The organism is Rhizobium sp. BK112 (assembly GCF_014193215.1).
GTDB classification, from domain to species: domain Bacteria; phylum Pseudomonadota; class Alphaproteobacteria; order Rhizobiales; family Rhizobiaceae; genus Rhizobium; species Rhizobium anhuiense.
The window spans coordinates 928152-954081 of sequence record NZ_JACHYZ010000001.1; the positions used below are offsets into that span (position 1 = coordinate 928152).

General features: G+C 62.1%; 26 protein-coding genes and 1 other annotated feature (1 of these 27 running past the window's edge). Of the genes, 19 read left to right on the forward strand and 7 right to left on the reverse strand.

Going from position 1 to position 25930, the window contains the following annotated elements; translation table 11 throughout:
- Positions 1–29 (forward strand) — a sequence feature (sul1 is cis-regulatory element that is thought to sense ions involved in sulfur or methionine metabolism; They are found in Alphaproteobacteria) (it extends 27 nt beyond the left edge of the window).
- Between the two features lie 70 nt (positions 30–99).
- Entirely contained in the window at positions 100–1566 is a 1467-nt protein-coding gene (locus FHT75_RS04480; RefSeq protein ID WP_029868238.1) for a SulP family inorganic anion transporter, read from the forward strand.
- A gap of 21 nt (positions 1567–1587) precedes the next feature.
- Here FHT75_RS04480 and FHT75_RS04485 read toward each other — a convergent pair whose 3' ends face one another.
- Entirely contained in the window at positions 1588–2511 is a 924-nt protein-coding gene (locus FHT75_RS04485; protein ID WP_029733195.1) for a LysR family transcriptional regulator, read from the reverse strand.
- Between the two features lie 100 nt (positions 2512–2611).
- Between FHT75_RS04485 and FHT75_RS04490 the strand changes: the two genes are divergently transcribed.
- The 6 genes from FHT75_RS04490 to FHT75_RS04515 all read left to right on the forward strand — a co-directional run bounded on the left by FHT75_RS04490 (position 2612) and on the right by FHT75_RS04515 (position 9610).
- Entirely contained in the window at positions 2612–3493 is an 882-nt protein-coding gene (locus FHT75_RS04490; RefSeq protein ID WP_029733196.1) for an NmrA/HSCARG family protein, read from the forward strand.
- Between the two features lie 227 nt (positions 3494–3720).
- A complete protein-coding gene (locus tag FHT75_RS04495) occupies positions 3721–4530 on the forward strand; it encodes a class I SAM-dependent methyltransferase (RefSeq protein ID WP_028757582.1) in 810 nt (269 codons plus the stop codon).
- Positions 4531–4944: 414 nt separating this feature from the next.
- Entirely contained in the window at positions 4945–6195 is a 1251-nt protein-coding gene (locus FHT75_RS04500) for an MFS transporter (protein WP_029868239.1), read from the forward strand.
- Between the two features lie 186 nt (positions 6196–6381).
- The gene (locus tag FHT75_RS04505; protein ID WP_029868240.1) at positions 6382–6729 is read left to right on the forward strand and encodes a DMT family protein; all 348 of its coding nucleotides are present in this window, start codon (positions 6382–6384) and stop codon (positions 6727–6729) included.
- Between the two features lie 184 nt (positions 6730–6913).
- Complete coding sequence (locus FHT75_RS04510; RefSeq protein WP_029868406.1) at positions 6914–8425, forward strand: DUF1800 family protein; 1512 nt, start codon at positions 6914–6916, stop codon at positions 8423–8425.
- Positions 8426–8437: 12 nt separating this feature from the next.
- Positions 8438–9610 (forward strand): DUF1501 domain-containing protein, encoded by a 1173-nt coding sequence (locus tag FHT75_RS04515; RefSeq protein ID WP_029868407.1) that lies wholly within the window; start codon positions 8438–8440, stop codon positions 9608–9610.
- A 76-nt stretch (positions 9611–9686) separates the two neighbouring features.
- Here FHT75_RS04515 and FHT75_RS04520 read toward each other — a convergent pair whose 3' ends face one another.
- Positions 9687–10676, reverse strand: coding sequence for an aldo/keto reductase (locus FHT75_RS04520; protein ID WP_029868408.1), 990 nt, complete (start codon positions 10674–10676; stop codon positions 9687–9689).
- A gap of 132 nt (positions 10677–10808) precedes the next feature.
- On the opposite strand from FHT75_RS04520, the gene FHT75_RS04525 reads away from it, so the two are divergent.
- The 5 genes from FHT75_RS04525 to FHT75_RS04545 all read left to right on the forward strand — a co-directional run bounded on the left by FHT75_RS04525 (position 10809) and on the right by FHT75_RS04545 (position 14710).
- Entirely contained in the window at positions 10809–11708 is a 900-nt protein-coding gene (locus tag FHT75_RS04525) for a LysR family transcriptional regulator (RefSeq protein ID WP_063475123.1), read from the forward strand.
- Positions 11709–11846: 138 nt separating this feature from the next.
- Complete coding sequence (locus FHT75_RS04530; protein WP_029868460.1) at positions 11847–12935, forward strand: alpha/beta hydrolase; 1089 nt, start codon at positions 11847–11849, stop codon at positions 12933–12935.
- A gap of 71 nt (positions 12936–13006) precedes the next feature.
- Positions 13007–13423, forward strand: coding sequence for a carboxymuconolactone decarboxylase family protein (locus FHT75_RS04535; protein ID WP_029868459.1), 417 nt, complete (start codon positions 13007–13009; stop codon positions 13421–13423).
- A gap of 72 nt (positions 13424–13495) precedes the next feature.
- Positions 13496–13978, forward strand: coding sequence for a cytochrome P460 family protein (locus FHT75_RS04540; protein WP_029868458.1), 483 nt, complete (start codon positions 13496–13498; stop codon positions 13976–13978).
- A 33-nt stretch (positions 13979–14011) separates the two neighbouring features.
- Positions 14012–14710: a DUF4405 domain-containing protein gene (locus FHT75_RS04545; protein WP_063475122.1), complete on the forward strand. Its 699-nt coding sequence runs from the start codon at positions 14012–14014 to the stop codon at positions 14708–14710.
- Between the two features lie 126 nt (positions 14711–14836).
- On the opposite strand, the gene FHT75_RS04550 is transcribed toward FHT75_RS04545, so the two are convergent.
- Positions 14837–15424, reverse strand: a complete 588-nt coding sequence (locus FHT75_RS04550; RefSeq protein WP_047610421.1) for a hypothetical protein — start codon at positions 15422–15424, stop codon at positions 14837–14839.
- An 18-nt stretch (positions 15425–15442) separates the two neighbouring features.
- On the reverse strand, positions 15443–15829 hold the full coding sequence (locus FHT75_RS04555; RefSeq protein WP_049813453.1) for an acyl-CoA thioesterase: 387 nt from the start codon (positions 15827–15829) through the stop codon (positions 15443–15445).
- A 290-nt stretch (positions 15830–16119) separates the two neighbouring features.
- Between FHT75_RS04555 and FHT75_RS04560 the strand changes: the two genes are divergently transcribed.
- The 4 genes from FHT75_RS04560 (at position 16120) to FHT75_RS04575 (ending at position 20647) form a co-directional block, all read left to right on the forward strand.
- A complete protein-coding gene (locus tag FHT75_RS04560) occupies positions 16120–17937 on the forward strand; it encodes a methyl-accepting chemotaxis protein (RefSeq protein WP_028757226.1) in 1818 nt (605 codons plus the stop codon).
- 151 nt (positions 17938–18088) lie between these two features.
- Positions 18089–19411 (forward strand): extensin family protein, encoded by a 1323-nt coding sequence (locus FHT75_RS04565; protein WP_028757225.1) that lies wholly within the window; start codon positions 18089–18091, stop codon positions 19409–19411.
- 137 nt (positions 19412–19548) lie between these two features.
- The gene (locus FHT75_RS04570; RefSeq protein WP_028757224.1) at positions 19549–19896 is read left to right on the forward strand and encodes a hypothetical protein; all 348 of its coding nucleotides are present in this window, start codon (positions 19549–19551) and stop codon (positions 19894–19896) included.
- A 127-nt stretch (positions 19897–20023) separates the two neighbouring features.
- On the forward strand, positions 20024–20647 hold the full coding sequence (locus FHT75_RS04575; RefSeq protein ID WP_028757223.1) for a hypothetical protein: 624 nt from the start codon (positions 20024–20026) through the stop codon (positions 20645–20647).
- A gap of 22 nt (positions 20648–20669) precedes the next feature.
- On the opposite strand, the gene FHT75_RS04580 is transcribed toward FHT75_RS04575, so the two are convergent.
- On the reverse strand, positions 20670–21467 hold the full coding sequence (locus tag FHT75_RS04580; RefSeq protein WP_063475121.1) for a class I SAM-dependent methyltransferase: 798 nt from the start codon (positions 21465–21467) through the stop codon (positions 20670–20672).
- A gap of 267 nt (positions 21468–21734) precedes the next feature.
- Between FHT75_RS04580 and FHT75_RS04585 the strand changes: the two genes are divergently transcribed.
- Together FHT75_RS04585 and FHT75_RS04590 are read left to right on the forward strand one after the other, a co-directional pair.
- Entirely contained in the window at positions 21735–22130 is a 396-nt protein-coding gene (locus FHT75_RS04585; RefSeq protein WP_028757221.1) for an Ohr family peroxiredoxin, read from the forward strand.
- Between the two features lie 118 nt (positions 22131–22248).
- On the forward strand, positions 22249–23292 hold the full coding sequence (locus FHT75_RS04590) for a DUF3095 family protein (protein ID WP_183844919.1): 1044 nt from the start codon (positions 22249–22251) through the stop codon (positions 23290–23292).
- A gap of 41 nt (positions 23293–23333) precedes the next feature.
- Here FHT75_RS04590 and FHT75_RS04595 read toward each other — a convergent pair whose 3' ends face one another.
- Entirely contained in the window at positions 23334–23750 is a 417-nt protein-coding gene (locus FHT75_RS04595; protein ID WP_063475119.1) for an NUDIX hydrolase, read from the reverse strand.
- Positions 23751–23980: 230 nt separating this feature from the next.
- On the opposite strand from FHT75_RS04595, the gene FHT75_RS04600 reads away from it, so the two are divergent.
- A complete protein-coding gene (locus tag FHT75_RS04600; protein WP_063475118.1) occupies positions 23981–25282 on the forward strand; it encodes an epoxide hydrolase family protein in 1302 nt (433 codons plus the stop codon).
- Positions 25283–25307: 25 nt separating this feature from the next.
- Here FHT75_RS04600 and FHT75_RS04605 read toward each other — a convergent pair whose 3' ends face one another.
- Positions 25308–25781, reverse strand: a complete 474-nt coding sequence (locus FHT75_RS04605) for a MarR family winged helix-turn-helix transcriptional regulator (protein WP_082849719.1) — start codon at positions 25779–25781, stop codon at positions 25308–25310.
- Positions 25782–25930: the final 149 nt, after the last annotated feature.

Below are 25930 nucleotides of genomic sequence, written 5' to 3' on the forward strand. Positions count from 1 at the left end.
TCTTCTGGCCGCCGATCCGCCAGACAAAGCAAAACCTGCATGCCGTCACGCGACCGCTCGCCAGAGCGGGTCTGGCCATGCTTTGCGAGAATCTATCCCATGCTGCTTTCCTCCATCCGTCGTGATTGGTCCGCCAATCCTATGCGCGAAATGCTCGCCGGAGCGGTGGCGACCTTCGCCCTGATCCCCGAGGTGATCGCCTTTTCCTTCGTGGCGGGAGTCGATCCCGAAGTCGGTCTGTTTGCCTCTTTCGTGATCAGCATCGTCATTGCATTTACCGGTGGACGCCCGGCGATGATTTCGGCCGCCGCCGGGTCGGTGGCGCTGGTCGCAGCGCCGCTGGTGCATGCCCATGGTTTGCCCTATCTCTTTGCGGCCGGGCTGCTGGCGGGGTTAATCCAGATCGGCTTCGGCCTGCTGCGCCTTGGCGTGTTGATGCGCTTCGTGTCGAAATCCGTCCGCACCGGCTTCGTCAATGCGCTAGCTATTCTGATCTTTGCCGCGCAAATGCCGCATATTGTCGGTGCCGGCTGGATGGAATATGCCGTGCTGATCGCCGGGCTTGTTATCATTTACCTGACGCCGCGGATCACCACCGCGATCCCGTCGCCGCTGATCTGCATCCTGATCCTGACCGTCGCGTCGATGGTGCTCGGGCTTCCCGTGCTCACCGTCGCTGACCTCGGCAAGCTGCCGGAATCGCTTCCGGTGTTCGGCTGGCCGGCTGTGCCGCTGACGCTGGAAACGCTTAGCATAATCGCCGGACCCGCACTTGCCATCGCCATGGTCGGGCTGTTGGAATCGATGATGACGGCGAGTGTCGTCGACGATCTCACGGATACGCCGAGTTCGAAGAACCGCGAATGTACCGGTCTCGGTCTCGCCAATGCGGCCGCGAGCCTGTTCGGCGGCATTGCCGGCTGCGGCATGATCGGCCAGACAGTCAGCAACGTGAAATATGGCGGGCGCGGCCGGCTTTCCACGCTGTTTGCCGGCGCGTTCCTGCTGATCCTGATGGTGCTCCTGAAGCCGTGGGTGTCCGAGGTTCCCGTCGCCGCACTGGTGGCGATCATGGTCATGGTATCGATCGACACGTTCGACTGGTCGTCGCTCCGAGCCGTGGTGGTCCATCCCAGGATGTCGAGCGCCGTGATGGTGGCGACCGTCATCGTCACCGTCTTCACCGCGAACCTGGCGCTCGGGGTGACGGTCGGGGTGCTGCTCAGCGGCGTGTTCTTCACCTTCAAGGTTGCTAGCCTGCTGCGGGTGGACGTCGCGCCCGACGCAACGACCGGGCGGCTGACCTACCGCGTGTCCGGCCAGGTGTTTTTTGCCTCTGCCGATGTCTTCGTCGAGGCTTTCGACGTTCAGGACGCGATCGGCAAGACCGTGCTGATCGACGTGTCCGAAGCGCATTTCTGGGACATCACGGCCGTTGCTGCGCTCGACAAGGTCGTCCATCGTTTTAGGGCGCACGACATCGCCGTGGAGGTCGCGGGCCTTAACCAAGCCAGCGCGACTTTGATCGGAAGTCTCGACGGCAAGGTGGTGTTGAAGGAGGTCTAACGGCTAAGGTCGGATTTCATCCTAAGGCGATATGATGGCGAATTCCTCGCTCCCGCCAGTTCCTGTGGAGTTCAGCCGTGTGACGGCCAGTTCAATGAATGCTTTGACCAAAGGCGGCAGGTGTCGGCTGCTGGGATAGACGACATGGAAGCCGCCGGCCGGGGTCGTATAGCCGTCGAGAACGCGGCGAAGCCGCCCATCCTTGATGCAGGCTTCGGCAAATCGGTGTGGCAGTTGGGCGATGCCGTGGCCGGCGATTGCGGCGGCCATCACCGCCTGCATCTCGTTGGCGGCGAAGCGGCCCGAAACCGCGATCGTTTCCTGACCGCGCGGACCTTCCAGCAACCATTGCGCATGGACAGACTGGCCGGCGATGACGCAGTCGTGGCGGACGAGATCTTCAGGCGCGGCGGGCGGGCCGCAGCGGGCGAGATAATCCGGGCTTGCGCAGAGAAGGCGGTGCATCGAGCCGAGTTTGCGGGCGACCAAGGTAGAATCCTCGAGGACACCGGTGCGGAAGGCCAAGTCTATGCCGTTTTCGACGAGGTTCAGCCTGTCGTCGGTCAGGCGCAGTTCGACCCTCGTCTTCGGGTAGGTCGAAAGAAATCCAAAGATCGCATCCTGGAGGAAATGGCCACCGAAGCCGACCGGCGCCGATATGCGGATCGTGCCGGCAGGCTCCGCACGCGCTTCCGCAAGCTGCAGGTTGGCGCCTTCGATGGTGCGTAGCGCCTGGCTGCTTTCTTGGTAGTAGAGACGCCCTGAAGCCGTCAGGTTGAGGCTGCGGGTCGTGCGCTGCAGCAGCCGCACGCCGAGTTCGCGTTCCAGCTCGGCGATGCGGCGGCTGACCGTCGTCTTCGGCATGCCGAGCAAGCGCGCGGCGGCGGTGAAGCTGCCCGCTTCGACGACGCGGGCGAAGATCATGATATCGTTGAGATCGAGCATTGTAGCTCCACATGGTACGATGTTTCTCAATTATAGGCCATTATGGTTCAATGCGACAGACCCTAACTTTGCTGTATCCGTCACAACAAGGAGTAGACAGATGAGCAACACACGAAGCGTTCTGGTCACAGGCGCCACCGGCCAGCAGGGCGGCGCGGTCGTGCGCGCCCTGATCGCGCGGGGACATCGCGTCAAGGCGATTAGCCGCCGGCCGGACAGCGAAGGCGCAAAACGGCTGACCGCGGCGGGAGTCGAGGTCGTCGCCGGCGATCTTGACGACGCGGCATCCGTGGCGACGGCGGCAGAGGGCGTCGACACGATGTTTCTGATGGGCAACAGCTACGAGGCCGGAACGGACGCGGAAACCCGTCAGGGCATTGCCGTCGCCAATGCGGCAAAGGCCGCCGGCGTCGGCCACCTGATCTATTCCTCCGTCGCCGATGCCGACAAGAAGACCGGCATTCCGCATTTCGACAGCAAGTATCTGGTCGAGAAGCATATCGCCGGTCTCGGCATACCCTATACGATCAGCGCGCCCGTCGCCTTCATGGAAAACACCGTGGCACCCTGGGCGATCGACGGCCTGCGCCAGGGCGTCTACGCCGCCGCGCTGCCGCCGACGCGCGTGCTGCAACAGATCACCATTGATGACATTGGTGCTTTTGTCTCGGCATTGGCCGAGCGGCGCGAACAGGTGTTCGGCAAGCGTTTCGATATTGCCGGCGACGAGTTGTCGGGCGAGCAGCAGGTGAAGATCTTGTCCGAGGTGCTCGGCCGCCCGATTCGCTTCCAGGAATTGCCGATCGCGGCGATACGGCAGCAGAGCGAGGATACGGCGCTGATGTTCGAATGGTTCGACCGCACCGGCTACGACGCCGGTATCGCCGCCCTGCGCCGCGATTTTCCTGAGGTCGGCTGGCACAGCTACGCCGACTGGGCGCGGGGCTTCGATTGGAGTGTGCTCGGTAGGGCGGGCGGCTGAGTTGATGCGGTATCACCGGCTGGTGATATCGCCGGCTGATGACATCTGACGGAGGTGGATCGGCCGGCAATCGCCTTACGGCCACGTCGAAAGAGGGGCAACGATAGCCCAACTTCTCGGCATCCTCGGCCTCGAGCCGAGGATGCAGGCGATCGTGCCCGCTTGCACAGTCGCCGGTGAATCCTAGTATTCAATCGAAGACTTGTGTCCTTGAGAAGGAGGCTTCGATGCCGTCGAGTTTCAACGTCGAAAGTGCCGATGGTTATGAACGGCTGATGGGGCGCTGGAGCAGAAGGCTGGCGCCGATGCTGATCGATTTCACCGGTCTCGCGAATGGTAATCGCGTGCTCGATGTCGGTTGCGGGACCGGCAGCCTGGCGTTCACTTTGGCGGAAACGCCAGGCCTGCGGGAGATCGTCGCCGTCGACTATTCGCCGGTCTTCGTCGAGGCCGCAACCCGGCGGAACACCGATCCGCGAATAACGATCCAGCAGGCCGATGCCTGCGCTCTTCCTTTCGAGGACAACCGCTTCGACCGGGCGATGTCGCTGCTCGTCCTGCATTTCGTGCCGGAGGCGGGAAAGGCGGTGTCCGAGATGGTTCGCGTTGTGCGCCCGGGCGGCGTGGTCGCGGCGGCCGTCTGGGACCATTATGGCGGCATGTCCTGCATGCGAATGATGTGGGATACCGTGGTGATGCTCGACGAGAATGCGCTGCCCTTGCGCCGCAAATATTGTTTTCAGCCGATGATGCGGCCGGGGGAAATGAAGGAGAGCTTCATCGCGCAGGGCCTTGTCGATGTCGAGGAGACGTCGCTGCTGATCCGGATGGAGTATTCTTCCTTCGAGGACTACTGGGATCCAATCGCTGCCGGTGAGGGGCCGCTCGGTAAATATGTCGCAGGGCTGGATCCGGCGAAGCGAAGGGCCGTCGATGCCGCCGTCAGGGCGGCATACGAGGCGGGTGAGCCCGATGGGCCGCGGTCTTTCGCGTCGGTGGCGTGGGCGTGCCGGGGGCAGGTGCCAGCGGAAGGCTAGGCACAGCTTGCTGCGTATGGCGCAAGTCCAAGAGAGCCTCCTCCTGAGGCACCGCGCAGAGACCCCCAAGGATGGGGCGGATGCGGGGCGGCATCAAATGGACGCAGGGAGCGGCGTTGCGGCGTGTTCTTCGAGGCTTCGCCCTTCGGGCTCGGCGCATCAGGATGAGGGACGTTGGAGAATGTCGCGCCCAAAGGGCAGGGCGCTGGCCAGTCGCATTCCTGCGACAAGGAGCCGCGTGTGACCCGATCACGCCAATCGTGATGGAACAGCGGCAGGATTGATGACGTTATTGCCCGCTGTCGCCCACAGCGAACGCAATTGTCGACAGCATCACCCGCCCGTTTCGGGCACCCCTTCCGACGGCATCCGGAATTGCCCGCCTCGCCGCCGCTTTCGGACGGAGGAATTCATATGTCCGCTTTGGAAAGCCTGCGCCGGCTGACGCCGCAGCAGCGCAACACCGTCATCGCCAGTTATCTCGGCTGGACGCTCGACGCCTTCGATTTCTTCATTCTCGTCTTCGTTCTCAAATATATCGCCGAGGAATTCCACACAGACGTCCCCGCCGTCTCGGTGGCGATCTTCCTGACACTTGCCATGCGGGCGCTCGGCGCGCTGATCTTCGGGCTTGCGGCCGACCGCTACGGTCGGCGCATCACACTGATGGCCGACGTGCTGCTTTATTCGCTGTTTGAATTCCTGACCGGCTTCTCCACGGGGCTCACCATGTTTCTGGTCCTCAGGGCGCTCTATGGGATCGCCATGGGCGGCGAATGGGGCGTCGGCGCTTCGCTTGTCATGGAGACGGTGCCGGAGGAGAGCCGCGGCATCGTCTCGGGCATTCTGCAGGCGGGTTATCCCTCGGGCTATCTGATCGCCTCGATCGTATTCTTCCTGCTCTTTCCGGTCATCGGCTGGCGCGGCATGTTCTTCGTCGGCGCGGTGCCGGCGCTGCTGGTGCTCTACATCAGGCGCAATGTCGAAGAGAGCCCGGCCTTCCTGAAGCGGCAGGCCGAGGGGCGGCGGCCATTCCTGACGGTCTTGCGCGAAAACATTCCGCTGTTCATCTGGGCGGTGTTTTTGATGACGGCGTTCAACTTCTTCAGCCATGGCACGCAGGACATCTATCCGACCTTCCTTGAGACCCAACGCAACTATTCGAGCTACACGGTCGGCGCCATCGCCATCGTCTACAACATCGGGGCGATCTGCGGCGGGCTGTTCTTCGGGGCGCTGTCGCAGCGGATCGGGCGCAGGCGCGCAATCGTCATCGCCGCGCTGATCGCCGTGCCCGTGGCACCGCTCTGGGCCTATGCGCCGGGGCCGGTGCTGCTCGCCATCGGCGCCTTCCTGATGCAGTTCTTCGTCCAGGGCGCCTGGGGCATCGTGCCGGTGCATCTGAACGAGCTGTCGCCGGATGAGGTGCGCGGCACCTTTCCGGGCTTTGCCTACCAGCTCGGCAACCTGCTCGCCTCAGGCAATGCGACGCTGCAGGCGGGGTTGGCTGCCCGCTGGGACGGCGACTATGCGTACGCGCTATTAATCGTCGCCGCCGTAGTGGCGCTGGTCGTCGCGGCTCTCGCCGGCTTCGGCTACGAGAAGAAGGATGTCCGCTTCGGCACGGAGGAGGCCGAGGAGCCGCATGGCGCGATGCGAATCTAGCGCTGCCTGCGGTACGAGGGCCGGCGGCTGATGTCGCCGGCCTTTAACTCGGCGATCCGCATCGCCTCGATGGCGTGAGACGATCGGTCCATGCTCTGGGACTTGCGGCGGAACGCCAGCATGCTAGGTAAGGCCCGCCGGTATCTCGCCGGTCAACTTTCCCTTAACAGCCCCCCGAGTTTCTTCATGTCCTTTTCTCCCGCCGCCATCTGGCCCGTCGTCATGCTGTTTGCCTCGAATATCTTCATGACCTTTGCCTGGTACGGGCATCTCAAGCACAAGAGCAGCGCGATCTTCCTCGCCATTATCGTCAGCTGGGGGATCGCCTTCTTCGAATATTGCCTGGCGGTACCGGCGAACCGTATCGGCTCGGCGGTCTATACGACGGCGCAGTTGAAGACGATGCAGGAGGTGATCACGCTGATCGTCTTTTCCGGCTTCTCGATCTTCTGGCTCGGCGAGAACCTGACCTGGAACCATGCGATCGGCTTCGCCCTGATCGCAATTGGTGCATCCTTCATCTTCCGTGCATAAACTTTAGCCTTTTCAACAGATTACAAATCGTCCATGTCTCGATATCGCCGCATTTCCTACAGATTGCGGTCGCATTCGGCTGGCAGCCTGTCACCTCAAGCTTTTTGTTTTGCGCAATTCCGGGCGCAAACCGCTGTGCATTTTTGCTGGAATCGCTTCAGCATTGATCAGGAGGTGATCTGCCATGAGCCTGTCTTTCCCGACGATGGCGGCGATCCGGTTCGGCTATGGCTTGCGGCCGGGCGAGGCGCCACCTGACAGCAAGGACGAGCTCATCGGCCAGCTGCGCAATGGGGCGGCGGCGATGCCGGATTTTCCCATGGGCGGCCCGGACATGCGCCACCGGGCGATTCTCAGCCTGCAGTCGCAGCTGACGCAAATTCGGCAGGACGCCAAGACGGTGACTGACGATACGGTGCAGCGCGAGATGCGCAAGGGGGTGCAGCGCCAGGCGCAGCAGCAGTTCCAGCACGATTCGAACCTGCGGCTGATGCAGGCGGTGCTGTCGCCCTACGGTTTCTACGAGCGGCTGGCGACCTTCTGGACTGATCATTTCTCCACCAGCGCCAACAAGAGCCTGCCGATGCGCCTCATCGTGCCGCTCTACGAGGCCGAGGCGATCCGGCCGTTCATATCGGGCAGGTTCGGCGATCTGCTGCGCAGCGCCACTGCCCATCCGGCCATGCTGATCTATCTCGACCAGGCGGATTCGCTCGGGCCGGACTCGGCCGGCGGCATCAAGCGCAACAAGGGGCTGAACGAGAATCTCGGCCGCGAACTGCTGGAGCTGCACACACTCGGCGCCGGCAGCGGCTATAGTCAGGCGGATGTCACGGCGGCAGCCATGGTGCTGACGGGGCTCACCGTCGACCGCAAGGAGATGGATATCGTCTTCCGGCCGAATATATCGGAGCCCGGCGCGCATCAGGTGCTCGGCGTCAGCTATGGTGGTAACAGGCGCTCGCGCGACGATTATCTCGATTTGCTCGATGATCTCGCTGTCCATCCGAAGACGGCGGCGCATATCAGCCGCAAACTCGCAGTGCATTTCGTCTCCGACCAGCCCGACGAGGGCATGGTGTCCGACATGGTTGAAGCCTGGAAGAAGACGGATGGCGATCTGACGGCCGTCTATACCGCCATGCTCGACCATCCCGCCGCCTGGCGCGACGAGGGCACCAAGGCGCGCCAGCCCTTCGATTATGTCGTTGCGGGTCTCAGGGCGTTGAATGCGGGGCCGGTCAACGGCGTCGTCGGCAGCTTCCTGGCGGCCAACCAGCAGGGCACTGAAGAGGGCGACATGGCCGCCAATACGCCTGGCATGGCGGGATCACCGGTGACGACGGATCCCGCCGGCGAGGCAAGAGACAAGCGTCTCAAGGCCTTCCGGACGGCGCGGGCACTGGGGCAGGGCGCGTTGAAGCGCATGGGCCAGCCGATCTGGCTGCCGCCAAGCCCGGCCGGTTTCGAAGAAGGCTTCTCCGCCTGGATCACCGGCAGCCAGATTGCCGAACGGCTGGCCTGGGCAAGACGGGCCGCAGCGCAGTTCGGCCGAGACGAGGATCCGCGCGAATTCCTGAAATCGACGCTTGCCGATGCAGCCCGCGACGAGACGATCCGCGTAGTCTCCCAAGCGCCGAACAAGATCAGCGGGCTGACGTTGGTGCTGGCTTCCCCCGAATTCAATCGCCGATAGGAGCGTCTGCCCATGAGCCAGATCCTGCTTTCCCGCCGTGGCTTTCTGACGTCGGCCTGCTGTCTCGCCGCCGCCCCCGCCTTCATCCCGGTCACCTTCGCGGCGATGCCGGGTGACAACCGTTTCATCACCATCGTGCTGCGCGGCGCGATGGACGGCCTGGACCTGGTGCAGCCCTATGGCGATGCCGGTTTTGCGGCGCTCAGGCCGACCCTGGCGCTGACGCCCGACACCGGGCTTCTCGATCTCGATGGGCGTTTCGGCCTCCATCCTGCCGCCGCTGAACTGATGCCGCTCTGGAAGAGCCGGGAGCTCGCCTTCGTGCATGCGGTGTCGACGCCCTATCGCGACCAGCGCAGCCATTTCGACGGGCAGGATATGCTGGAATCCGGTGGCGAGCACGTCGCCGAGGAAAAGACCGGTTGGCTGAACCGGGCGCTCGCCATCATCCCGCGCTCGGATGCGCGCAGGGCGATCGACGTCAACACCTCGACGGAGCTGATCCTCTCCGGGCCGAACAATGTCGATGTCTGGGCGTCGGATTCCAATCTGTCGCCGGCGCGTGACGAGATGCAGTTTCTGGCGCGGCTCTATGCCGGCGATCCACCGTTTGCCGCAGCACTCGCCGAGGCGACGCGGGCTGACACCGCCGCGATGATGGTCGAGCCGGATGGCCAGCGCGGTGAAAAGACCGCCGATGTGGCCGCGCTCGCGGCCAATATGCTGAAGGGCGATTACCGCATCGCCAGCTTCTCCATCACCGGCTGGGACACGCATATCGGCCAGGCCGGCCAGTTCAAGCGGCCGGTGCAGGACCTTTCGCAGGCGATCAACACGCTGAAGACCACGCTCGGGCCTGAGATCTGGGCAAAGACGGTGGTGCTCGCCATGACCGAATTCGGCCGCACCGTCCGCCAGAACGGCTCGGCCGGCACCGACCACGGCACCGGCGGCTGCGCGGTGCTATCAGGCGGCGCCATCAACGGCGGCCGCATCCTCGGCCGCTGGCCCGGTGTCAGCGACGGCCAACTGCTCGACGACCGCGACTTGATGCCGACCGCGGACGTGCGCGAACTGGCCGCAGCGATGCTCTACCGGCAGTTCGATGTGAGTGCGGATGATCTGACGGGGAAGATCTTTCCGGGGCTGGGGTTTGATAAGGGGTCGCAGTTTCTCAAGGCGTAAGGCCTGGCCCACACCGACCAGCCTTATCCTGAGGTGCCCGCAGGGGTCTCGAAGCACGAGGCTGGAGAGAGGGCCCTTAGTGACCGGTCATCTTCAGCGCTGCCTCAGGCAGCCGCTCGCCTTGAACCTGGATTCCGGAGAGGGCCGCGTCGATTTCGGCGAGATCGTCGGCCAGAAGGTCGATGTCGACAGCCCCGAGATTCTCGTCCAGCCGATGCTGCTTCGTCGTTCCCGGGATCGGGACGATCCAGGGCTTTTGGGCCAGCAGCCAGGAGAGGGCGATCTGGGCGGGTGTTGCGCCCTTGCGGTCACCGATCCGCCTGATCAGGTCGACGAGCGCAAAATTGGCCTTGCGCGCCTCAGGTGAAAAGCGCGGCACGCTGTTGCGGAAATCACTCGCGTCGAATTTGGTGTTCTCGTCGATCTTGCCTGTGAGGAAACCGGCGCCGAGCGGGCTGAAGGGCACGAAACCGATGCCGAGCTCCTGAAGGGTGGGCAGCAGTTCCGCCTCGGGGCCGCGCCAGAAGAGCGAATATTCGCTCTGGACGGCAGTCACCTTCTGGACGGCATGGGCGCGGCGGATCGTCTGAACGCCGGCTTCGGAAAGGCCGAAATGTTTGACCTTGCCGGCTGCGATCAGCTCCTTGACGGCGCCGGCCACATCTTCGATCGGCACGGCGGGATCGACGCGGTGCTGGTAGAACAGGTCGATGCGGTCGGTCTTCAGACGGCGCAGACACGCGTCGGCAACCGCCTTGACATGTTCGGGGCGGCTGTTGGTGCCGCCGCGGCGCTCACCGGTTTGTGGGTCGATATCGAAGCCGAATTTGGTGGCGATGACCACCTGGTCGCGAATCGGCGCGAGCGCCTTGCCGACAAGCTCTTCATTGACGAAAGGGCCATAGGCTTCGGCCGTGTCGAACAAGGTTACGCCTTGCTGATGGGCGGTGCGCATCAATCTGATCATCTCGCCTTCGTCGGCGGGCGGGCCGTAAGCGGCGCTCATGCTCATGCAGCCGAGACCGAGTGCGGAGACTTCGAGATCGCCGATATTGCGTATTTTCATGGTCGTATCCGTTCGTGGCTTTGTATGGCTGGCTGCCGCCAGCATCCCAGGTGAGTTGACGTGAACTTAGTCCCCATGTCAGCTTTCGATTAGATGCTGTAATGCGCATGGACCTATAAGGCGGACTAATGAATGCCCCAGGACAACAACTTCAACGAACTCGTCGCCTTTCTCACCGTCGCCAGGGAACGCAGCTTCACCCGGGCGGCTGCCAAGCTCGGCGTGTCGCAATCGGCGTTGAGCCAGACGGTGCGCGGTCTCGAAGAGAAGCTCGGGCTTCGCCTTTTGACCCGCACGACCAGAAGCGTGTCGCCGACACAGGCAGGAGAACGCCTGCTGGAACGGGTCGGGCCGCGATTTGAAGAAATCCAGTTCGAGATCGCCGCCTTGAGCGAAATGCGCGAGCGGCCGGCCGGCACCATTCGCATCACGGCGGGCGAGCATCCGGCGATTTCCGTTCTCGCTCCTGTATTGGCGCGGTTTCTTCCTAATAATCCCGATATCAACGTCGAGGTAATCGTCGACTACGGCCTGACGGATATCGTCGCCGAGCGCTACGACGCCGGCATCCGGCTCGGCGAGCATTTGGCAAAGGACATGATCGCGGTTCGGATCGGCCCCGAGATGCGCATGGCGGTCGTTGGAGCGCCCTCCTATTTCGAGCATTATCCACGCCCTGATGTTCCTCAGGACCTGACGGCGCACAACTGCGTCAATATGCGGCTGCCGACGCATGGGACGATATATCCCTGGGAGTTCGAGAAGGACGGCCGCGAACTGCGCGTCCGTGTCGAGGGGCAGGCCGTGTTCAACAACATCGCCATGCGGATCGGCGCCGTACTGGACGGGCTGGGACTGGCCTACATGCCCGAGGACCAGGTTCAGTCCTATATCGAAGACGGGCGGCTGATCCGGGTTTTGGAGGACTGGTGCCAGCCTTTCCCAGGATACCATCTCTACTATCCGAACAGGCGTCATGCGTCTCCTGCGTTCACCCTGTTCGTCGATGCGCTCCGCTATAGAGGAAAGTAAATCCGATTTTATTCCATCACGGCTTATCAACAGCTTGTGATTAATTAGCGGTCCTAATAGACCCTAGCTGTCCGAGCCGTCTAATCCTTTCTCTGCAATGCCTCTACCTTCTCGCCATCTGAAACGGGAGAAGCCGACATGCGATATGGATTGCCCAACACTCTCGCGGCATTGCTGCTTGCCTCGGCGCAGTTTGCCGCGCCATTGGCGACGGCTACCGATGCGGCAAAGTCCGAGCCATTGGTCATCCAGGAGCAGGGCAGCTTTGCCGTCGGGGGAACCAGCACGACGGCGCCCGGACCCTTCGATCCGCTGAAACCTCTCGATCCCGCAGGCCAGACCTATCACGGCGATCATGCCTTTGCCTTTTACCAGGTGCCGGTGAACCCGCGTCAATACCCGATCGTGATGTGGCACGGTGCCGGACAATTCTCCAAGACCTGGGAGACGACGCCCGACGGCCGCGAAGGCTTCCAGAACATCTTCCTGCGTCGAGGCTTCTCCACCTATCTCGTCGACCAGCCACGCCGGGGCGGGGCCGGGCGGACCATGGTCGAGACAACAGTGAAGCCGACGCCGGATGAGCAGCTCTGGTTCAACCAGTTTCGCGTCGGCATCTGGCCGAACTATTTCGACGGCGTGCAATTCTCCCGTGATCCGGAAGCGCTGAACCAGTATTTTCGCGCGATGACGCCGAACACCGGCCCGTTCGACATGGAGGTCGTGTCGAATGCGGTGGCAAAGCTGTTCGAGAAAATCGGTCCTGGCGTTCTTTTTACTCACTCGCAGGGCGGTGGACCCGGCTGGCTGACGGCCATCAAGAGCGACAAGGTTAAAGCCATCGTCGCCTTCGAACCCGGCAGCAGCTTCGTGTTTCCGGCAGGCGAGGTCCCCGCTGATATGCCGAGCGCCTTCGACACGCTGAAGGGCGTGCCGGTGCCGATAGACGACTTTCTCAAGCTGACGAAGATCCCGATCGTCATCTGTTACGGCGACAATATTCCCGACCAGCCGACGACGATGCCGGCGCAGGATAGCTGGCGGGTGCGCCTGGCAATGGCTCGCCTGTGGCGGGACACGGTGAACAGGCATGGCGGCGATGTCACCGTCGTGCATCTTCCGGAGATCGGCATCCGCGGCAACACTCACTTTCCGTTCTCCGACCTGAACAATGTTGAGATCGCCGACCTAGTCTCGACATTCCTTCGCGAGAAAAAGCTCGACTGATCGTGCTCGCGGGGAAGTTGAGACATCTTCGCGCAGCTTCTCGCCTGATCCTGGAAACAGAAGTGAAACTCATGAAACAATTGTTGGGAAACCTGATGCTGTCGGCCAGCATGATGCTGGCCGTTCTGCCGGGCGTCGTCAGCGCTCAAACACCAACCGAAGGCGACGACAAGTCGCGGCGGTCGCGCGCCCAGCAACTGATGGGCGCGACCGCACCGAAGCTGGCTGAACTGACCGACGACGTCCTCTATGGCGACATATGGGAACGCCCGCAGCTGTCGAAGCGGGATCGCAGCCTCATCACCGTTGCGGCGCTGATCGCCATGAATCGGCCCGACCAGCTGAGATCCCATCTGGCCAGGGCCCGCCAGAACGGCGTGACCGAGGACGAACTGATCGAGACGATCACCCACCTTGCCTTCTATGCCGGCTGGCCGAGTGCTGTCTCGGCCGTTGCCATCGCGAAAGACGTCTTCGGGCGTGAATGAGGCGAGCTGCCTTCCGCTTTTGCCGGAGCCGGTCGCCCAAACGCCTTCCGCACAAAACCAGGAAAGACATCCATGCGTCATTTCATCAAACGCATTGCAATTCTCTTTGCCGTGGCCGGCGCCGTCACTCTCGTCGGCTGGAAGGTCGACGCTGAGCCGAACCGGACGACGATGCCCGAATTGGCCGGTCTCGTTCACTACACCACCGTCAGACGCGGCAACGTGACCGAGCACATCATGACGACGAAGGAAGCCATCCAGGCGGTGAAGAACGGGCAGCCTGTTCCGCCGGGCACGCATTTCGTGCTGGTCGATTACCGCGACGGGCAAGTCTATCGCACTTTCGTTATGGAAAAGGGCTCCGGCTGGGGCGGCGACTATGACGAAGACCGTCGCACCGGCGACTGGCAGTTCCAATGGTTCAAGCCTGACGGCAGCGTCAACATGGCCGAGAACACGGCGCGGTGCCAATCCTGCCATTCCTCCCGGGCCGACGAAGACTTCCTCTACACGCTTGATGATCTCAAGGCTTTCGAGGGAGCTGTCATTGACTAGAGGAGATCGAAGCCGCTGCGAGAGCGCCGCGTCATGAGCCCGCTATTCCTGATACGCTTGGTGTTGGACTTCACGGCCGCCGGGCTGCTTCTGGTCGCGCTAGCCTATTGGTGGCTCGACAACACGTCACATGAACTGATCGGAAGCGGTATGTTCGTCCTTCTCCTATCGCACAATGTCTTCAACAGGCGGTGGTGGGCGAGGCTTCCAAGGGCGGCGCGGGGCAGGCCTGGGCTCGTGACAATCGCCTCGAATATCTCGATTGCCCTGGTAATGGCCGCATTGCTGGTCACCAGTCTGCTGATGTCGCGCAGTGTGTTTGCTTTCCTTCCCGTCAGCGGTGGACCGACGGCGCGTGAAATTCACATCCTTGCTGCCTACTGGGCGTTCATCCTCGCAGCTGTCCATCTCGGCCTTCACTGGTCGATGATCACGGCGGTCGCGGGCAGGCTATTGCGGGCCGGGTCGCCAAACGCAATCCGGACTGCAGCCATTCGTGCCGTTGCGGGCGCAATTGCGGCTTACGGCATTCACAGCATGGTGGTCATGGGCATCGGAGACAGGCTCTTGGCCAGGCCATCGATCGATTTCTGGGACTTTCAGGAGTCGACCGCGGGCTTCTTTTTGCATCACGTCGCGATCCTGGGGGCGTGTGCTTGTGCTGCGCATTATGCAGCAGGATGGCTGCGATGGGCGGGTGGGGTGCGGCGGGTGACGGATGCCGGCGAGTGATGTTTGCGACGACTGTGGGGATGGAGTTTGCGGCTGCGCCTCTCCCGGCCCTTCGCTTGGGCTCAGGGCGTTCGACGTTGCAATCGATTCACTGGATCGATTGCTCCCGCTTCGCGGGACCACGTCTCACCCCAGCACATCATAGAGCCGGAAGATGAAGCTGATCTGGTAGAGCAGGTTGGCGGTGATGAAGGCGGTGTGGAAGCGGCGGTTGGGGGTCCAGGCGGCGATGGCGCAGAGGATGATGTAAATGATGTTGCGGGCGGGATATTCCCAGCCGAGCGAGAGGATGCGCTCGTGGCCTTTGATCGCCGTGTCGAGGATATCGATGGCGTAGGTGAGGCCGAGAATGCCGAAGAACCATTTCCGCCGGGAAATAAAATATTCCTCGTAGCCGCCATATTCGTCGAGTGAAGCAGGAAAGAGCAGGGCGCAAAGCAGGAAGAACAGGCTGCAGAAGCAGACGAGGAAGAGATAGATGCCGAAGCCGATCGCAGGCACGGCCTGCAGGCGATACTCCCACCACCAGATGTGGATGATGAACAGGAACATCGACAGCGCCCAGCCGAGATGGATGGGATAGACTTTGGCCTTACCAGGATGCTGGACGATGCCGGCAACGCCGGTCAGCACCCTGGCGAGCGACAGGCTGATGACCATGCCCATCACCACCTTGATGTGAAGGAAGACCTCCGGCGAGCTGACCGTTTCCATGCTTTCGATCCCGGCCTGTCACTCCACAGGGACTTGCTTCGGTTTGCCCTCTTCGTCGAGCGCGACCATGATGAAGGTGCCGGCCGTGACCTTTTCCTGCTGGTTGTAACGCGAACGATGCGCCCAGGCTTCGACGATCAGTGTGATCGAGGTACGCCCGACACGCTCGATATCGGTATAGACCGACAGCGTGTCGCCGATCTTGACCGGCAGTTCGAAGGCCATCTCCTTGACCGCGGCGGTAACGACGCGGCCTTTGGCGCGCTCGGCCGCACGGATGCCGGATGCAAGGTCCATCTGCGCCATGACCCAGCCGCCGAAGATATCGCCGGCCGGATTGGCATCGCCGGGCATGGCAAGCGTCCTGAGCGTCAGTTCGCCTCTCGGCTTGGCGGCATCGGTCATCACGTCTTCTCCATCTGGTATGGGCCATGGGCCGGCGATTCACTGCGGATCACCCTAGTGCAAAGGCCGTGGGCTGTAAAAGACGGCACGGCCGGGCGCTGAAGGCAGCCGACGGGAAAAATGTTGCAGCCTTCGCAGATCGAAATCTCATTCGATTTCAAATGGTTGATTTCGGGCGTTTCGGCCTGACCTTACGTTATTTAATCATCTTCTAATTAAGCTTTACGCTCCAGTAATTCCGGCAATTCAGAATGCGATCGATCTCACCTAAAAGAATCGCCGGGAACCTCATGCGCAACGTCAAGATTTCCACCCGCCTTTACTGCCTCGTCGGCTTCACGCTTGCCGTGCTTGCAGCGGCGATGATCTTCTTTCTGAACTACTCCTATTCCGAGCTGCAAGCGGAGCGGAAGGCGGGGCTGGAGAAGATGGAGGCGACGGCGCTCGGTATCTTCGACAAATATTACAAGATGGAACAGGCGGGCACGATGACCCGCGAACAGGCGCAAGCGGCGGCCAAGGAGGTGATCGGCGCGATGCGCTACGGCGCCGACGGTTATTTCTGGATCAACGACATGCGTCCCGCCATGGTGATGCACCCGATCAAGCCGCAGCTTGACGGTACCGATATCTCGCAGATGAAGGATCCCACGGGCAAGTTCCTCTTCGTTGAATTCGTCAACAAGGTGAAGAAGGACGGCAAGGGCTTCGTCGATTATTACTGGCCGAAGCCGGGCGCCGAAGAGCCGGTGCTGAAATATTCCTATGTCGCCGGTTTCGAGCCCTGGGGCTGGATCGTCGGCACTGGTGTTTATGCGGATGACCTTGCCGCGCTTTATCGCCAGAACGCGATCTGGGCGGCGGTGCTCTGCCTGCTCGGGGCTGCCGCCACGATGGCCATCGCCTATGCCATCGTGCGCAGCGTGACAGTGCCGATCGCCCGGCTGAAGGCGGCGATGAACGCGATCGCAGCCGAAGAGGCATCGGTGGAGATTGCCGGCAGCGACCGCCGCGACGAGATCGGCCAGATGGCCAAGGTGCTGCTGGTGCTGCGTGATTCCGTTGACGAGCGTAGCGCGCTGCGCGGCCGGGAAGACGAAAGGCAGCGGCAGATCGAGGAAGAGCGCCGCGGCAACGAGGCAAGCCTGCGTTCGGCCTCCGAACGACAGACCCAAGCGATGCAGGCGCTCGGCGTTGGCCTGGAGAAGCTCGCCGGCGGCGACCTGACGGTTTCGATCGGTGACATCGGCGAGGATTACGCCAAGCTCAGGAGCGATTTCAACGCTGCCGTCGATGCGCTGAACGGCGTCATCCATGCGATCGCCGAATCGAGCCGCGTCGTCAACGACAGCGCCTCCGACATCAGCGAGGCGACCGGCAACCTGTCGAAGCGTACCGAACAGCAGGCAGCCGCGCTCGAAGAGACGGCGGCAGCGCTCGACGAGATCACCGCGACCGTGAAGACGGCATCCGAGCGCGCGAACGAGGCGCGCGAGATGGTGGCCGAGACCAAGGCAAGCGCCGGACGCTCCGGCGATATCGTTCGCAATGCAGTGACGGCGATGGGCCGGATCGAGGAATCGTCGAGCCGTATCAACCAGATCATCTCGGTCATCGACGAAATCGCCTTCCAGACGAACCTTCTGGCATTGAATGCTGGTGTGGAGGCCGCGCGGGCAGGTGAGGCGGGTCGCGGCTTTGCCGTCGTCGCGCAGGAAGTGCGCGAGCTCGCCCAGCGTTCTGCCAATGCAGCCAAGGAAATCAAGGAACTGATCAGCCGGTCGGCAACGGAAGTCGAGGGCGGTGTGGCGCTGGTGCGCTCGACGGGCGAGGCGCTGCTGGAGATCGAGGCGTTGGTCAACCAAGTCAACGATCATGTCGCCTCGATCGCGACGGCGGCGCGCGAGCAGTCGACCGGGCTGAACGAGATCAACGGTTCCGTCAACCATATGGACCAGATGACCCAGCAAAATGCCGCGATGGTCGAGGAGACGACGGCGGCAAGCCGTACGCTCGCTGACGAGAGCACCCAGTTGAAGACGCTGCTCGCGAATTTCCGGCTGCGCGCGGAACCATCGGCGGTGGCCCGATACACACGGGCAGCGTGAGGAAGCGGAGAGATTAAAGGCCGGGAAACCGGCCTTTTTCAATTGCGTCGCGTTCAGATTGTGCCGGTAAGTTTTCATTCACCGTTTTTAACTAAAATTGAAGTGAGTTTTTTCGGTCACTGCCCAGCCAGCCTGCGGAAGCGATAAGAGTATGGCGTTTGTTTCCTTTCCTCGGCGAACCCTTTTGCCCGTTATCCTCTCGGCGGCGCTGACGACCTGTTCGATCAGTGACGGGCTGGTGCCGCCGGCCAATGTCGACAACGGCACCAGGGTCAGCTCAATCTCTCCGTCGAGAGGGGCAGCGCGCATGGCGCCTGCCGTGCGCATGGCGCCGGTGGAGAGCCAGTCCTCCTATCCGGTTTCCAGCGCGGCCGTCGGCAATACGCAAGGCTCCCTCGATTATCTTGATACGCCAAACCTCGCCGGCACCGGCCAAGCGGCACGAGCCGCACCGGCGCAGACCGCACCGGGGTCCCGGCGGCTGCCAATGATCGACAGCGACGAGGCGCTGGCGGCGGGCCAGCCGAGCGGCAATTGGGGCGGCACGCAGAACCTTGCGATCCCTTCCGGCGGCGTCAACATGGATGATGAGCTCGGCGCCCAGCCGGTCGTCGGGCTGGCGCAGGAACAACAGCAGCAGATCGCCGAAGGCAATGCTACCGAGCCGGTTGTCGACGGCATCGGCACCGACAATCCTACGCAGCTCAACCAGCCCATGCGCCAGCCCCCGCAGCAGCCAATGCCGCAGCCGGCGGCCGAGGCACAGATGAGCCGGGCGCCCGCTTGGAGCGACGGCAGCCCTGTCGTGGCGCCGACCCGCGTTCCCGAAGAGGACGAGAGCGAAGAGGTCGCGATGCTGCGGCCGAACAATCCGATGATGAGCGAACCGGCGGCACCCGTCGATCCCAGCGTCATGCCGTCCTCTGAGCTTGCCTGCCGGCGCGAGCTGAAGCGCATGGGCGTGCTCTTCGATGAAAAGCCGCCAATCTCGAACGGGCCGGCCTGTCAGGTGCCTTATCCGGTATCGCTGAAGGGGCTTTCCGGCAATATCGGCGTGAAGCCGGCCGTGACGTTGAACTGCCAGGTGACGCTCGCCTTCGCCAAATGGGTGAAGAACGAGCTGGCGCCGTCGGCGCGCTTCCGCTACTGGACCGGCATCAAGACGATCCAACCGCTCGGCGGCTATTCCTGCCGCCGCATGAACAACAGCCGGCAGAGATACAATCCGATGTCGGAACACGCCCGCGGCAATGCCATCGACGTCGGCAAGTTCGTGCTGAAGAACGGCCACGAGATCGACGTGCGCAAGAAGGGCCTGTTTTCGTTGCGCGAGGGCCGGCTGCTGAAGGCGGTGCGCACCGATAGCTGCCGCTATTTCAACACCGTGCTCGGGCCGGGCAGCAACCCGGAACACTGGAACCACTTCCACTTCGACCTGCGCTCCCGCAAGAGCGGCAAGGCCTATTGCGATTGATGTATGTCGCCGTAAGGCGTGCGGCGCGGGTGCAATTGATATCGTAGCAATCGGCCCGGCTGGCAGAAAATGGTTCATCCCCGCCGCGGCGCGCGCTATAGATCGGTCAGGCGGATTGCCTTTCGAGAGTTTGATCCATGAGCTATGATTTCCATGTCGGCCAGAAGGTCGTCTGCATCAACGATACTTTCAAGCATGTCAGCATCGACCAACTTATCCGCAAGGGCGAGATTTATACGATCCGCTGGGTGGGTGAATATACCCACTATGTCGACGGCACGTTCATCGGGGTGAAGCTCGCGGAAATCCATCGCGGCAATGATGACGGGCCGGAAGGTTACGGTGCGGCCGACATGCCTTACCGCGCAACGCGCTTCCGGCCGCTGGTCAAGGACAAGATCGCATCGCTGCGCAAGCTTCTGGCGCCGACACCGGATGCGCCGGTGGAACCGAAGGAAAAGATCAAGAAGAAAGAGAAGGTCTGAGCACCCCGGCGACACCAGCATTTTCCTGACTTCGTGCGCGGGACATCAACACCGTTATGACGCGCTTGTGCCTCTGGTCTAGTTTGCCTGTGCGACAGTCCGCGAGGGGCAGGTTTGAGGGTGCGCCATGAGACTGATTTCGAAAATCCTGGGGCTCTGCGCCGCCATCGCCATCATGATCGCGGCAACGGGAACGGCGGCCGCCGATCCGCTGGTTTTCACCTATCGCGGATGGCAGGTGGATCTCACCAATGCCAGGGACGCGGAGCCCGACCGGGAGATGGTCGCGGCCGTCAAACGGCAGCTCGATATTGTCGAGCATGTCGATCTAAAACCCGATGTCCTCACCTTTATGCGGTCGATCAGGATCTGGGCCAATCCGGCCGCCGCAAAGGCCGGGCCCGGCCACTACAGCAGCAAGACCGGCATCGACCTGCGCGTCAAGAGTCTTGCGTCCGACAAGCCGATCATCCTGCATGAACTTCTGCATGCCTATCACGACCGGATGCTTCCGGGCGGATTCGGCAATGCCGATGTCAAGCAATTCTTTGATATCGGCCGGCGGGTCTGGCCGGGCGATTCCTATATGATGAGCAATGATCACGAATTTTTCGCGGTCACGGCCAGCGTCTACCTGTTCGGCGACATCGACCGGCCGCCTTATTCACGCAGCCAGCTGCGGGAGAAACAGCCGCGATACTACCAGTGGCTGGCCACGCTGTTCGATGACGGCCGGCCGCCGCGGTCGTAGGGCCAGCAGCCCGCGATCCTGATCAGGCCGTCTTCCTGCTCAGGAACAGCGCGGTCTCTTTACGAACCTCAAGGACGCCGTCGGATTGCCTGAACGCATCGGCAATGGCTTGACGGAGCTTGGTGAGCTCGAGTTCGCCGGCGCTGTCGCCGGGCGGGTAGGAGGTCAGCGCCAGGAATACATCCTCGGGCTCGGTGATCCGCAGCTTTGCCGGATGCTGCGACATGGAGACGTTTCCAAACTGTGACCGCATCGATTGCTCGGCAGTGTCATATCCGAAGGCTTCGGCAGCCGGATCGGATGGCGCGCTGCCGAAGATGGTCGTCAGCGCGTAGATCTCGCCCATATTGCCGGCGCCGTTGGTTGTGACCGCAAGAGACCCGCCCGGCCTCAGCACTCTTGACATGTCGGCGATGCCGGCGTCCGGGTCGGGCAGGTGATAGAGCATATGCATCGCGACCACGGCATCGAAGGCGCCGTCTTCGAAGGGAAGCGCGGCGGCATCGGCTTGGCGGCCTCGAACGGAGCCAAATGGCAATGCGCTGCAGCGCGCCACCGCCTCGTCGACCATGCCAGGCGAAAGGTCGGCGAGCGTCAGGTCAAGATTCTCCGGCAGCAGACCTGCCGTTGCCGCCCAGAACCAGGCCGGCCCGCAGCCGATGTCGAGGATACGATCGCCCGGCTTCACCGGCAGCTGCGCCGCAACCCATGGAAACCATGCCGTCTCGGCGATGGTGTATTGGCTATGTAGTCGAGCCCGCGCGGCGAGCTTCCGGCTGTCGCCATATTGGTCCGCGTTGTCTTCTGTTATGGAGGACATCCCATCTCTCTGGCTCTTCATGGGGGCATCGGCTCGAGCTTGTGAGCAGAGCGTATAGAGGGCTCGGTCGCCCGACAAGACATGACTTGCAGGTCGGGCCTCTCGCATATCGCTGTTGAGGATTGTCCGGGTACGGCGAGTTTGGCTATCAAAATAAATCGTATCCGATTAAATCGGAATGGTGTTGACATCGATTTTGGTGGGGCGTATTAGAGCGTATCCGATTAAATCGGATGCGTATAAAACCCAAACCGAAAGGATATCATCATGACCGAGAAGCTTCTCTTTACCGGCAAGACCCACATCTCCGGCGGCCGCAACGGCTCTGCACGCAGTAGCGACGGCACGATCGACATCAAGCTGCCGCAACCGCATCCAGCTGCCGAAAACCTGTTCGGAATCGCCTGGTCGGCCTGCTATATCGGCGCCATCGAGCTTGCCGCATCCCAGCGGAGGATCACCCTGCCGGCCGGTCCCGAGGTCGATGCGGAGATCGATCTGAACGGCGATAACGGCTCCTTCTTCCTCAGGGCGCGCCTCAATGTCAGCCTGCCCGGCATCGATCGCGAGGTTGCGCAGGAATTGATCGAGGCAGCCCATGGCATCTGCCCTTATTCCAAGGCGACACACGGCAATATCGACGTCGAGACCACGCTTCTCTGAGCGGGGGAAGGGAGGACCTCACTGTCAGAGGATTTGATGCGAAGGGCCTGCCGATCGGCCGGCAGACCCCTTCCTGATGTAGCAGCACCGGAAATCTTGCCGATCTGGAGAACATGCCATGATCAATAGCCACGCCCAGCCGCACAAGGCCTATGACGAGTTTTCACGCGTGCTCGATCCTGATGTCTATGAGCCGTTGCCCGATGATTGGTTGATCGGCATCACCGACGTCGTCAACTCGACCTCGGCGATCCGCTCGGGGCGCTATGAAGACGTGAACTTCGCGGGCGCATCTGTGATCGCGGCGCTCGGCAATGCCTGGGGATCGTTCGATTTTCCCTTCGTGTTTCGCGGAGACGGGGCGGCTTTCGCTCTGCCGCCGCAGGGCATTATGGCCGCGACATCGGCATTGCGGCAGGTGGCGAGCTTTGCCGCAGCCGATCTCGGCCTTACTCTGCGCATCGGGCTCATCACCGTGCGGGAAATCCGTACCAGTGGACGCGACGTGCGCGTTGCGCGCTACGCGGCTTCGGAAAGTGCGACCTATGCGATGTTTGCAGGGGGCGGCCTCAAATGGGCGGAGCAGCAGATCAAGAACGGCCGGTATCTGGTCAAGCCGGGACGCTATGCGACGAAGCCTGATCTGACCGGCCTCAGCTGTGACTGGACCCCGTTTCCGAGTCGGCAGGGCGAGATCCTGTCGCTGCTGGTCGAGCCGAATGACCATACCAGTCCCGAGGCCTTTGCAGCGCTGGCAAAACGGGTGCTTGCGGTTTTCGATACCGCGCGGCGCCGGTCTCATCCGCTGTCGGGGGATATGGCTATTCCCCAGGACAGTGGGCGACAGGTCGATGCGAAAGGCTGGTCTGAGGTCGCCGCCAATTCGGATTTCCGCAAGTTCGACGACGGTTTGCGCCTGACGTTAGATTGTACGCCCGAACAGATCGACAGGGTCGAAGCCATGCTCGTTGCGGCGAGAACGCGCGGCGAGATCAACTTCGGACTGCATCGGCAGTCGCATGCGCTGATGACCTGTCTCGTGCCATCGGACAGGCCGGATTCCCATCTACATTTCCTCGACGGAATGGGCGGCGGTTATGCCAGGGCGGCCGAGATGATGGAGCAAGGAGCGCTTGGCGACGCTCAGCATCATGCTCGCTGAAGACCGGTTCAGCCGGCGAGACGTCGTGACCGCCAAGAAACCTAAGCGGGCGGGCGTGTTTCCCGGCCAGCCAGGTTCGCCAGCATTTCAGTGAGCTGAGGCAACGCCAATTCGGCTTCTGTTTCTATCGCAGCGGCGGTGAACCATCTGAGTTCGGTATGTTCATCACCGATCAGTCGCGGCTGGCCGTGCCATTTATCGACGTGATAGACATGGAAAGTGGTGAATGCTTCGGGCGGGCCTTCCGATGCGAACCGTCCTGCAAACCGCCAGCGCTCCGGCGCCACGCCTATTTCTTCGATCAATTCCCGGCACATTGCCGCCTCGGCGTCTTCGCCCTCTTCGATATGGCTGCCCGGAAGGCTCCAGCGATCCGGGTGCACCTTGCGCTTTGAACTGCGTCTTGCCAGAAGAACGGTTCCGTTCCGGCTCAAAACGCCCATCGCGATGTCGGGCATGCATTCTCCTCTCCCCAATCGATCTCGCACATGCTGCCCGCAGCTACGGCTTCTTGCAATGACCGGTCGTTCATCGAGACAGTCGAGACATAGCCTGACAGGGTAAGTTGACCCCTCTATTGCCCGGGAGCATAGTCCCCGGACAGACGCGAATGACCTGCTGCTGCGAACGAGGTCGGTCAGTCGATCTTCGTCCGTTTCCTGACAGACCAAACGGAGAGGAAAGCGTCATGCCACCCACATCTCTATCAACGCCCACGCGGCGCGAGCTGCTTGCCGCCACGGCCGCCGCCGGAGCCATGAGCATGCTTGCCGGGACGCGCAGCGCTGAGGCGAACGGCGACGGGCTTAGCCCCTTCAACGTCAACTTCCCCGAGGAGGCGCTGGATGATCTGCGCCGGCGCGTGGCAGCGACCCGCTGGCCTGATAAGGAGACCGTCACGGGCGATACGCAGGGCGTGCGGCTCGCGACGATCCAGAAACTCGCGAACCATTGGGCGACGGATTACGACTGGCGCAAGATGGAGGCGCGGCTCAATGCTTTGCCGCAGTTCATCACCGAGATCGACGGGTTGGATATCCACTTCATTCATGTCCGCTCCCAGCATAAAAATGCCTTGCCGTTGATCGTCACACATGGATGGCCTGGCTCCATCATTGAGCAGTTGAAGATTATCGAACCGCTCACCGATCCGACAGCGCATGGCGGGAGCGCAGAGGACGCATTTGATGTGGTGATCCCGTCTTTGCCGGGCTACGGCTTTTCCGGGAAACCGACGGGGTCGGGGAGCTGGAACCCGCCGCGCATCGCGCACGCCTGGGCGGCGCTGATGCAGCGTCTCGGCTACACCAAGTTCGTGGCGCAGGGCGGAGACTGGGGCAATGCGGTCACCGAACTGATGGCGATACAGGAACCGCCGGGATTGCTCGGCATCCACACCAACATGGCCGCCACGGTTCCGGCTGACATCGCTAAGGCTCTGGCTGCCGGCGGTCCGCCACCCGCCGACCTGCAGCCGGAGGAAAGACAGGCCTGGGGGCAGCTCGACGATTTCTACAAGAATGGGCTGGGCTATGCCATCGAGATGAACAACCGGCCGCAGACGCTCTACGCGATCGTCGACTCGCCGGTCGGCCTCGCGGCGTGGATGCTCGACCACGACATCCGCAGTTACCGGATGATCGCGCGCGTTTTCGACGGAGAGCCCGAGGGGCTGACGAAGGACGATATTCTCGACAACGTCACGCTCTACTGGCTGACGAATACCGCAATCTCCTCGGCACGCCTCTATTGGGAAAACGCGCACCATCCCACAGGAGGATTCTTCGACCCCAGGGGTATCAAGATCCCGGTTGCCGTGAGTGTGTTTCCCGACGAGATCTATGCCGCGCCGCGGAGCTGGGCAGAGCGGGCCTACCCGAAGCTGATCCACTACAACAGGCTGGAAAAGGGCGGCCACTTCGCCGCCTGGGAGCAGCCGACGGCTTTCACTGCCGAGCTCAGGACTGCGTTCCGGCCGCTGCGGCAGTAGACCCAGGCGGAATCAGGCGACTGATTCAAGATTTCCCCGGTTCGCCCTGCATCGATCGCAGCAGGTTGTCGCGCAGCGTCGTCACCGATTTCTGAACGACGGGAAAGTCGTCGCCGAGGCCGGTGGCGCCAAGCAGCGCGTTGGCGGGATCAGATTCGACGAGTTGGCGTCCCGCCGGCGTCAGGCTGACCCGCACCTGCCGTTCGTCGGCGGGATCGCGGTGACGGGTGATATAACCATTCGATTCCAGCTTCTTGAGGATGGGCGTCAACGTGTTGGATTCGAGGAACATCTTTTCCCCCAACACGCCGACGGTTTGGTCGTCCTGTTCGGAGAGAGCCACCATGGCGATATATTGGGTGTAGGTCAGGCCAAGCTCATCCAGGATCGGCTTATAGGCGCGGCCGAAGGCGAGATTTGCCGAATAGACCGCGAAACACAGGAAATTCGAAAGTTTCCTGCCATCTGCGCCTGCCTGAGGCGAGGTGGGCGCAAGCATATCCGGCCCCTTAGCTGCTTTAGACGTCGGCATCGGTTCATCCTGTCCAGGCTTTCTAACGATGAGACCTATATAAATCGTATCCGATTAAATCGCAATGGTGTTGAAGTCGGTTTTCAATCCTGCCGCTTGTGGTCACTCGACAAAGA

Bases quoted from the DNA above. Each gene is read 5' to 3' on its own strand.
- FHT75_RS04480 (WP_029868238.1), top strand. From the start codon at position 100: ATGCTGCTTTCCTCCATCCGTCGTGATTGGTCCGCCAATCCTATGCGC.
- FHT75_RS04580 (WP_063475121.1), bottom strand. From the start codon at position 21,467: ATGTCCTCCATAACAGAAGACAACGCGGACCAATATGGCGACAGCCGG.
- FHT75_RS04600 (WP_063475118.1), top strand. From the start codon at position 23,981: ATGCCACCCACATCTCTATCAACGCCCACGCGGCGCGAGCTGCTTGCC.
- FHT75_RS04545 (WP_063475122.1), top strand. From the start codon at position 14,012: ATGAGCCCGCTATTCCTGATACGCTTGGTGTTGGACTTCACGGCCGCC.
- FHT75_RS04485 (WP_029733195.1), bottom strand. From the start codon at position 2,511: ATGCTCGATCTCAACGATATCATGATCTTCGCCCGCGTCGTCGAAGCG.
- FHT75_RS04585 (WP_028757221.1), top strand. From the start codon at position 21,735: ATGACCGAGAAGCTTCTCTTTACCGGCAAGACCCACATCTCCGGCGGC.
- FHT75_RS04575 (WP_028757223.1), top strand. From the start codon at position 20,024: ATGAGACTGATTTCGAAAATCCTGGGGCTCTGCGCCGCCATCGCCATC.
- FHT75_RS04540 (WP_029868458.1), top strand. From the start codon at position 13,496: ATGCGTCATTTCATCAAACGCATTGCAATTCTCTTTGCCGTGGCCGGC.
- FHT75_RS04565 (WP_028757225.1), top strand. From the start codon at position 18,089: ATGGCGTTTGTTTCCTTTCCTCGGCGAACCCTTTTGCCCGTTATCCTC.
- FHT75_RS04510 (WP_029868406.1), top strand. From the start codon at position 6,914: ATGAGCCTGTCTTTCCCGACGATGGCGGCGATCCGGTTCGGCTATGGC.
- FHT75_RS04495 (WP_028757582.1), top strand. From the start codon at position 3,721: ATGCCGTCGAGTTTCAACGTCGAAAGTGCCGATGGTTATGAACGGCTG.
- FHT75_RS04520 (WP_029868408.1), bottom strand. From the start codon at position 10,676: ATGAAAATACGCAATATCGGCGATCTCGAAGTCTCCGCACTCGGTCTC.
- FHT75_RS04490 (WP_029733196.1), top strand. From the start codon at position 2,612: ATGAGCAACACACGAAGCGTTCTGGTCACAGGCGCCACCGGCCAGCAG.
- FHT75_RS04515 (WP_029868407.1), top strand. From the start codon at position 8,438: ATGAGCCAGATCCTGCTTTCCCGCCGTGGCTTTCTGACGTCGGCCTGC.
- FHT75_RS04550 (WP_047610421.1), bottom strand. From the start codon at position 15,424: ATGGAAACGGTCAGCTCGCCGGAGGTCTTCCTTCACATCAAGGTGGTG.
- FHT75_RS04570 (WP_028757224.1), top strand. From the start codon at position 19,549: ATGAGCTATGATTTCCATGTCGGCCAGAAGGTCGTCTGCATCAACGAT.
- FHT75_RS04595 (WP_063475119.1), bottom strand. From the start codon at position 23,750: ATGCCCGACATCGCGATGGGCGTTTTGAGCCGGAACGGAACCGTTCTT.
- FHT75_RS04530 (WP_029868460.1), top strand. From the start codon at position 11,847: ATGCGATATGGATTGCCCAACACTCTCGCGGCATTGCTGCTTGCCTCG.
- FHT75_RS04605 (WP_082849719.1), bottom strand. From the start codon at position 25,781: ATGCTTGCGCCCACCTCGCCTCAGGCAGGCGCAGATGGCAGGAAACTT.
- FHT75_RS04555 (WP_049813453.1), bottom strand. From the start codon at position 15,829: ATGACCGATGCCGCCAAGCCGAGAGGCGAACTGACGCTCAGGACGCTT.
- FHT75_RS04500 (WP_029868239.1), top strand. From the start codon at position 4,945: ATGTCCGCTTTGGAAAGCCTGCGCCGGCTGACGCCGCAGCAGCGCAAC.
- FHT75_RS04535 (WP_029868459.1), top strand. From the start codon at position 13,007: ATGAAACAATTGTTGGGAAACCTGATGCTGTCGGCCAGCATGATGCTG.
- FHT75_RS04560 (WP_028757226.1), top strand. From the start codon at position 16,120: ATGCGCAACGTCAAGATTTCCACCCGCCTTTACTGCCTCGTCGGCTTC.
- FHT75_RS04525 (WP_063475123.1), top strand. From the start codon at position 10,809: ATGCCCCAGGACAACAACTTCAACGAACTCGTCGCCTTTCTCACCGTC.
- FHT75_RS04505 (WP_029868240.1), top strand. From the start codon at position 6,382: ATGTCCTTTTCTCCCGCCGCCATCTGGCCCGTCGTCATGCTGTTTGCC.
- FHT75_RS04590 (WP_183844919.1), top strand. From the start codon at position 22,249: ATGATCAATAGCCACGCCCAGCCGCACAAGGCCTATGACGAGTTTTCA.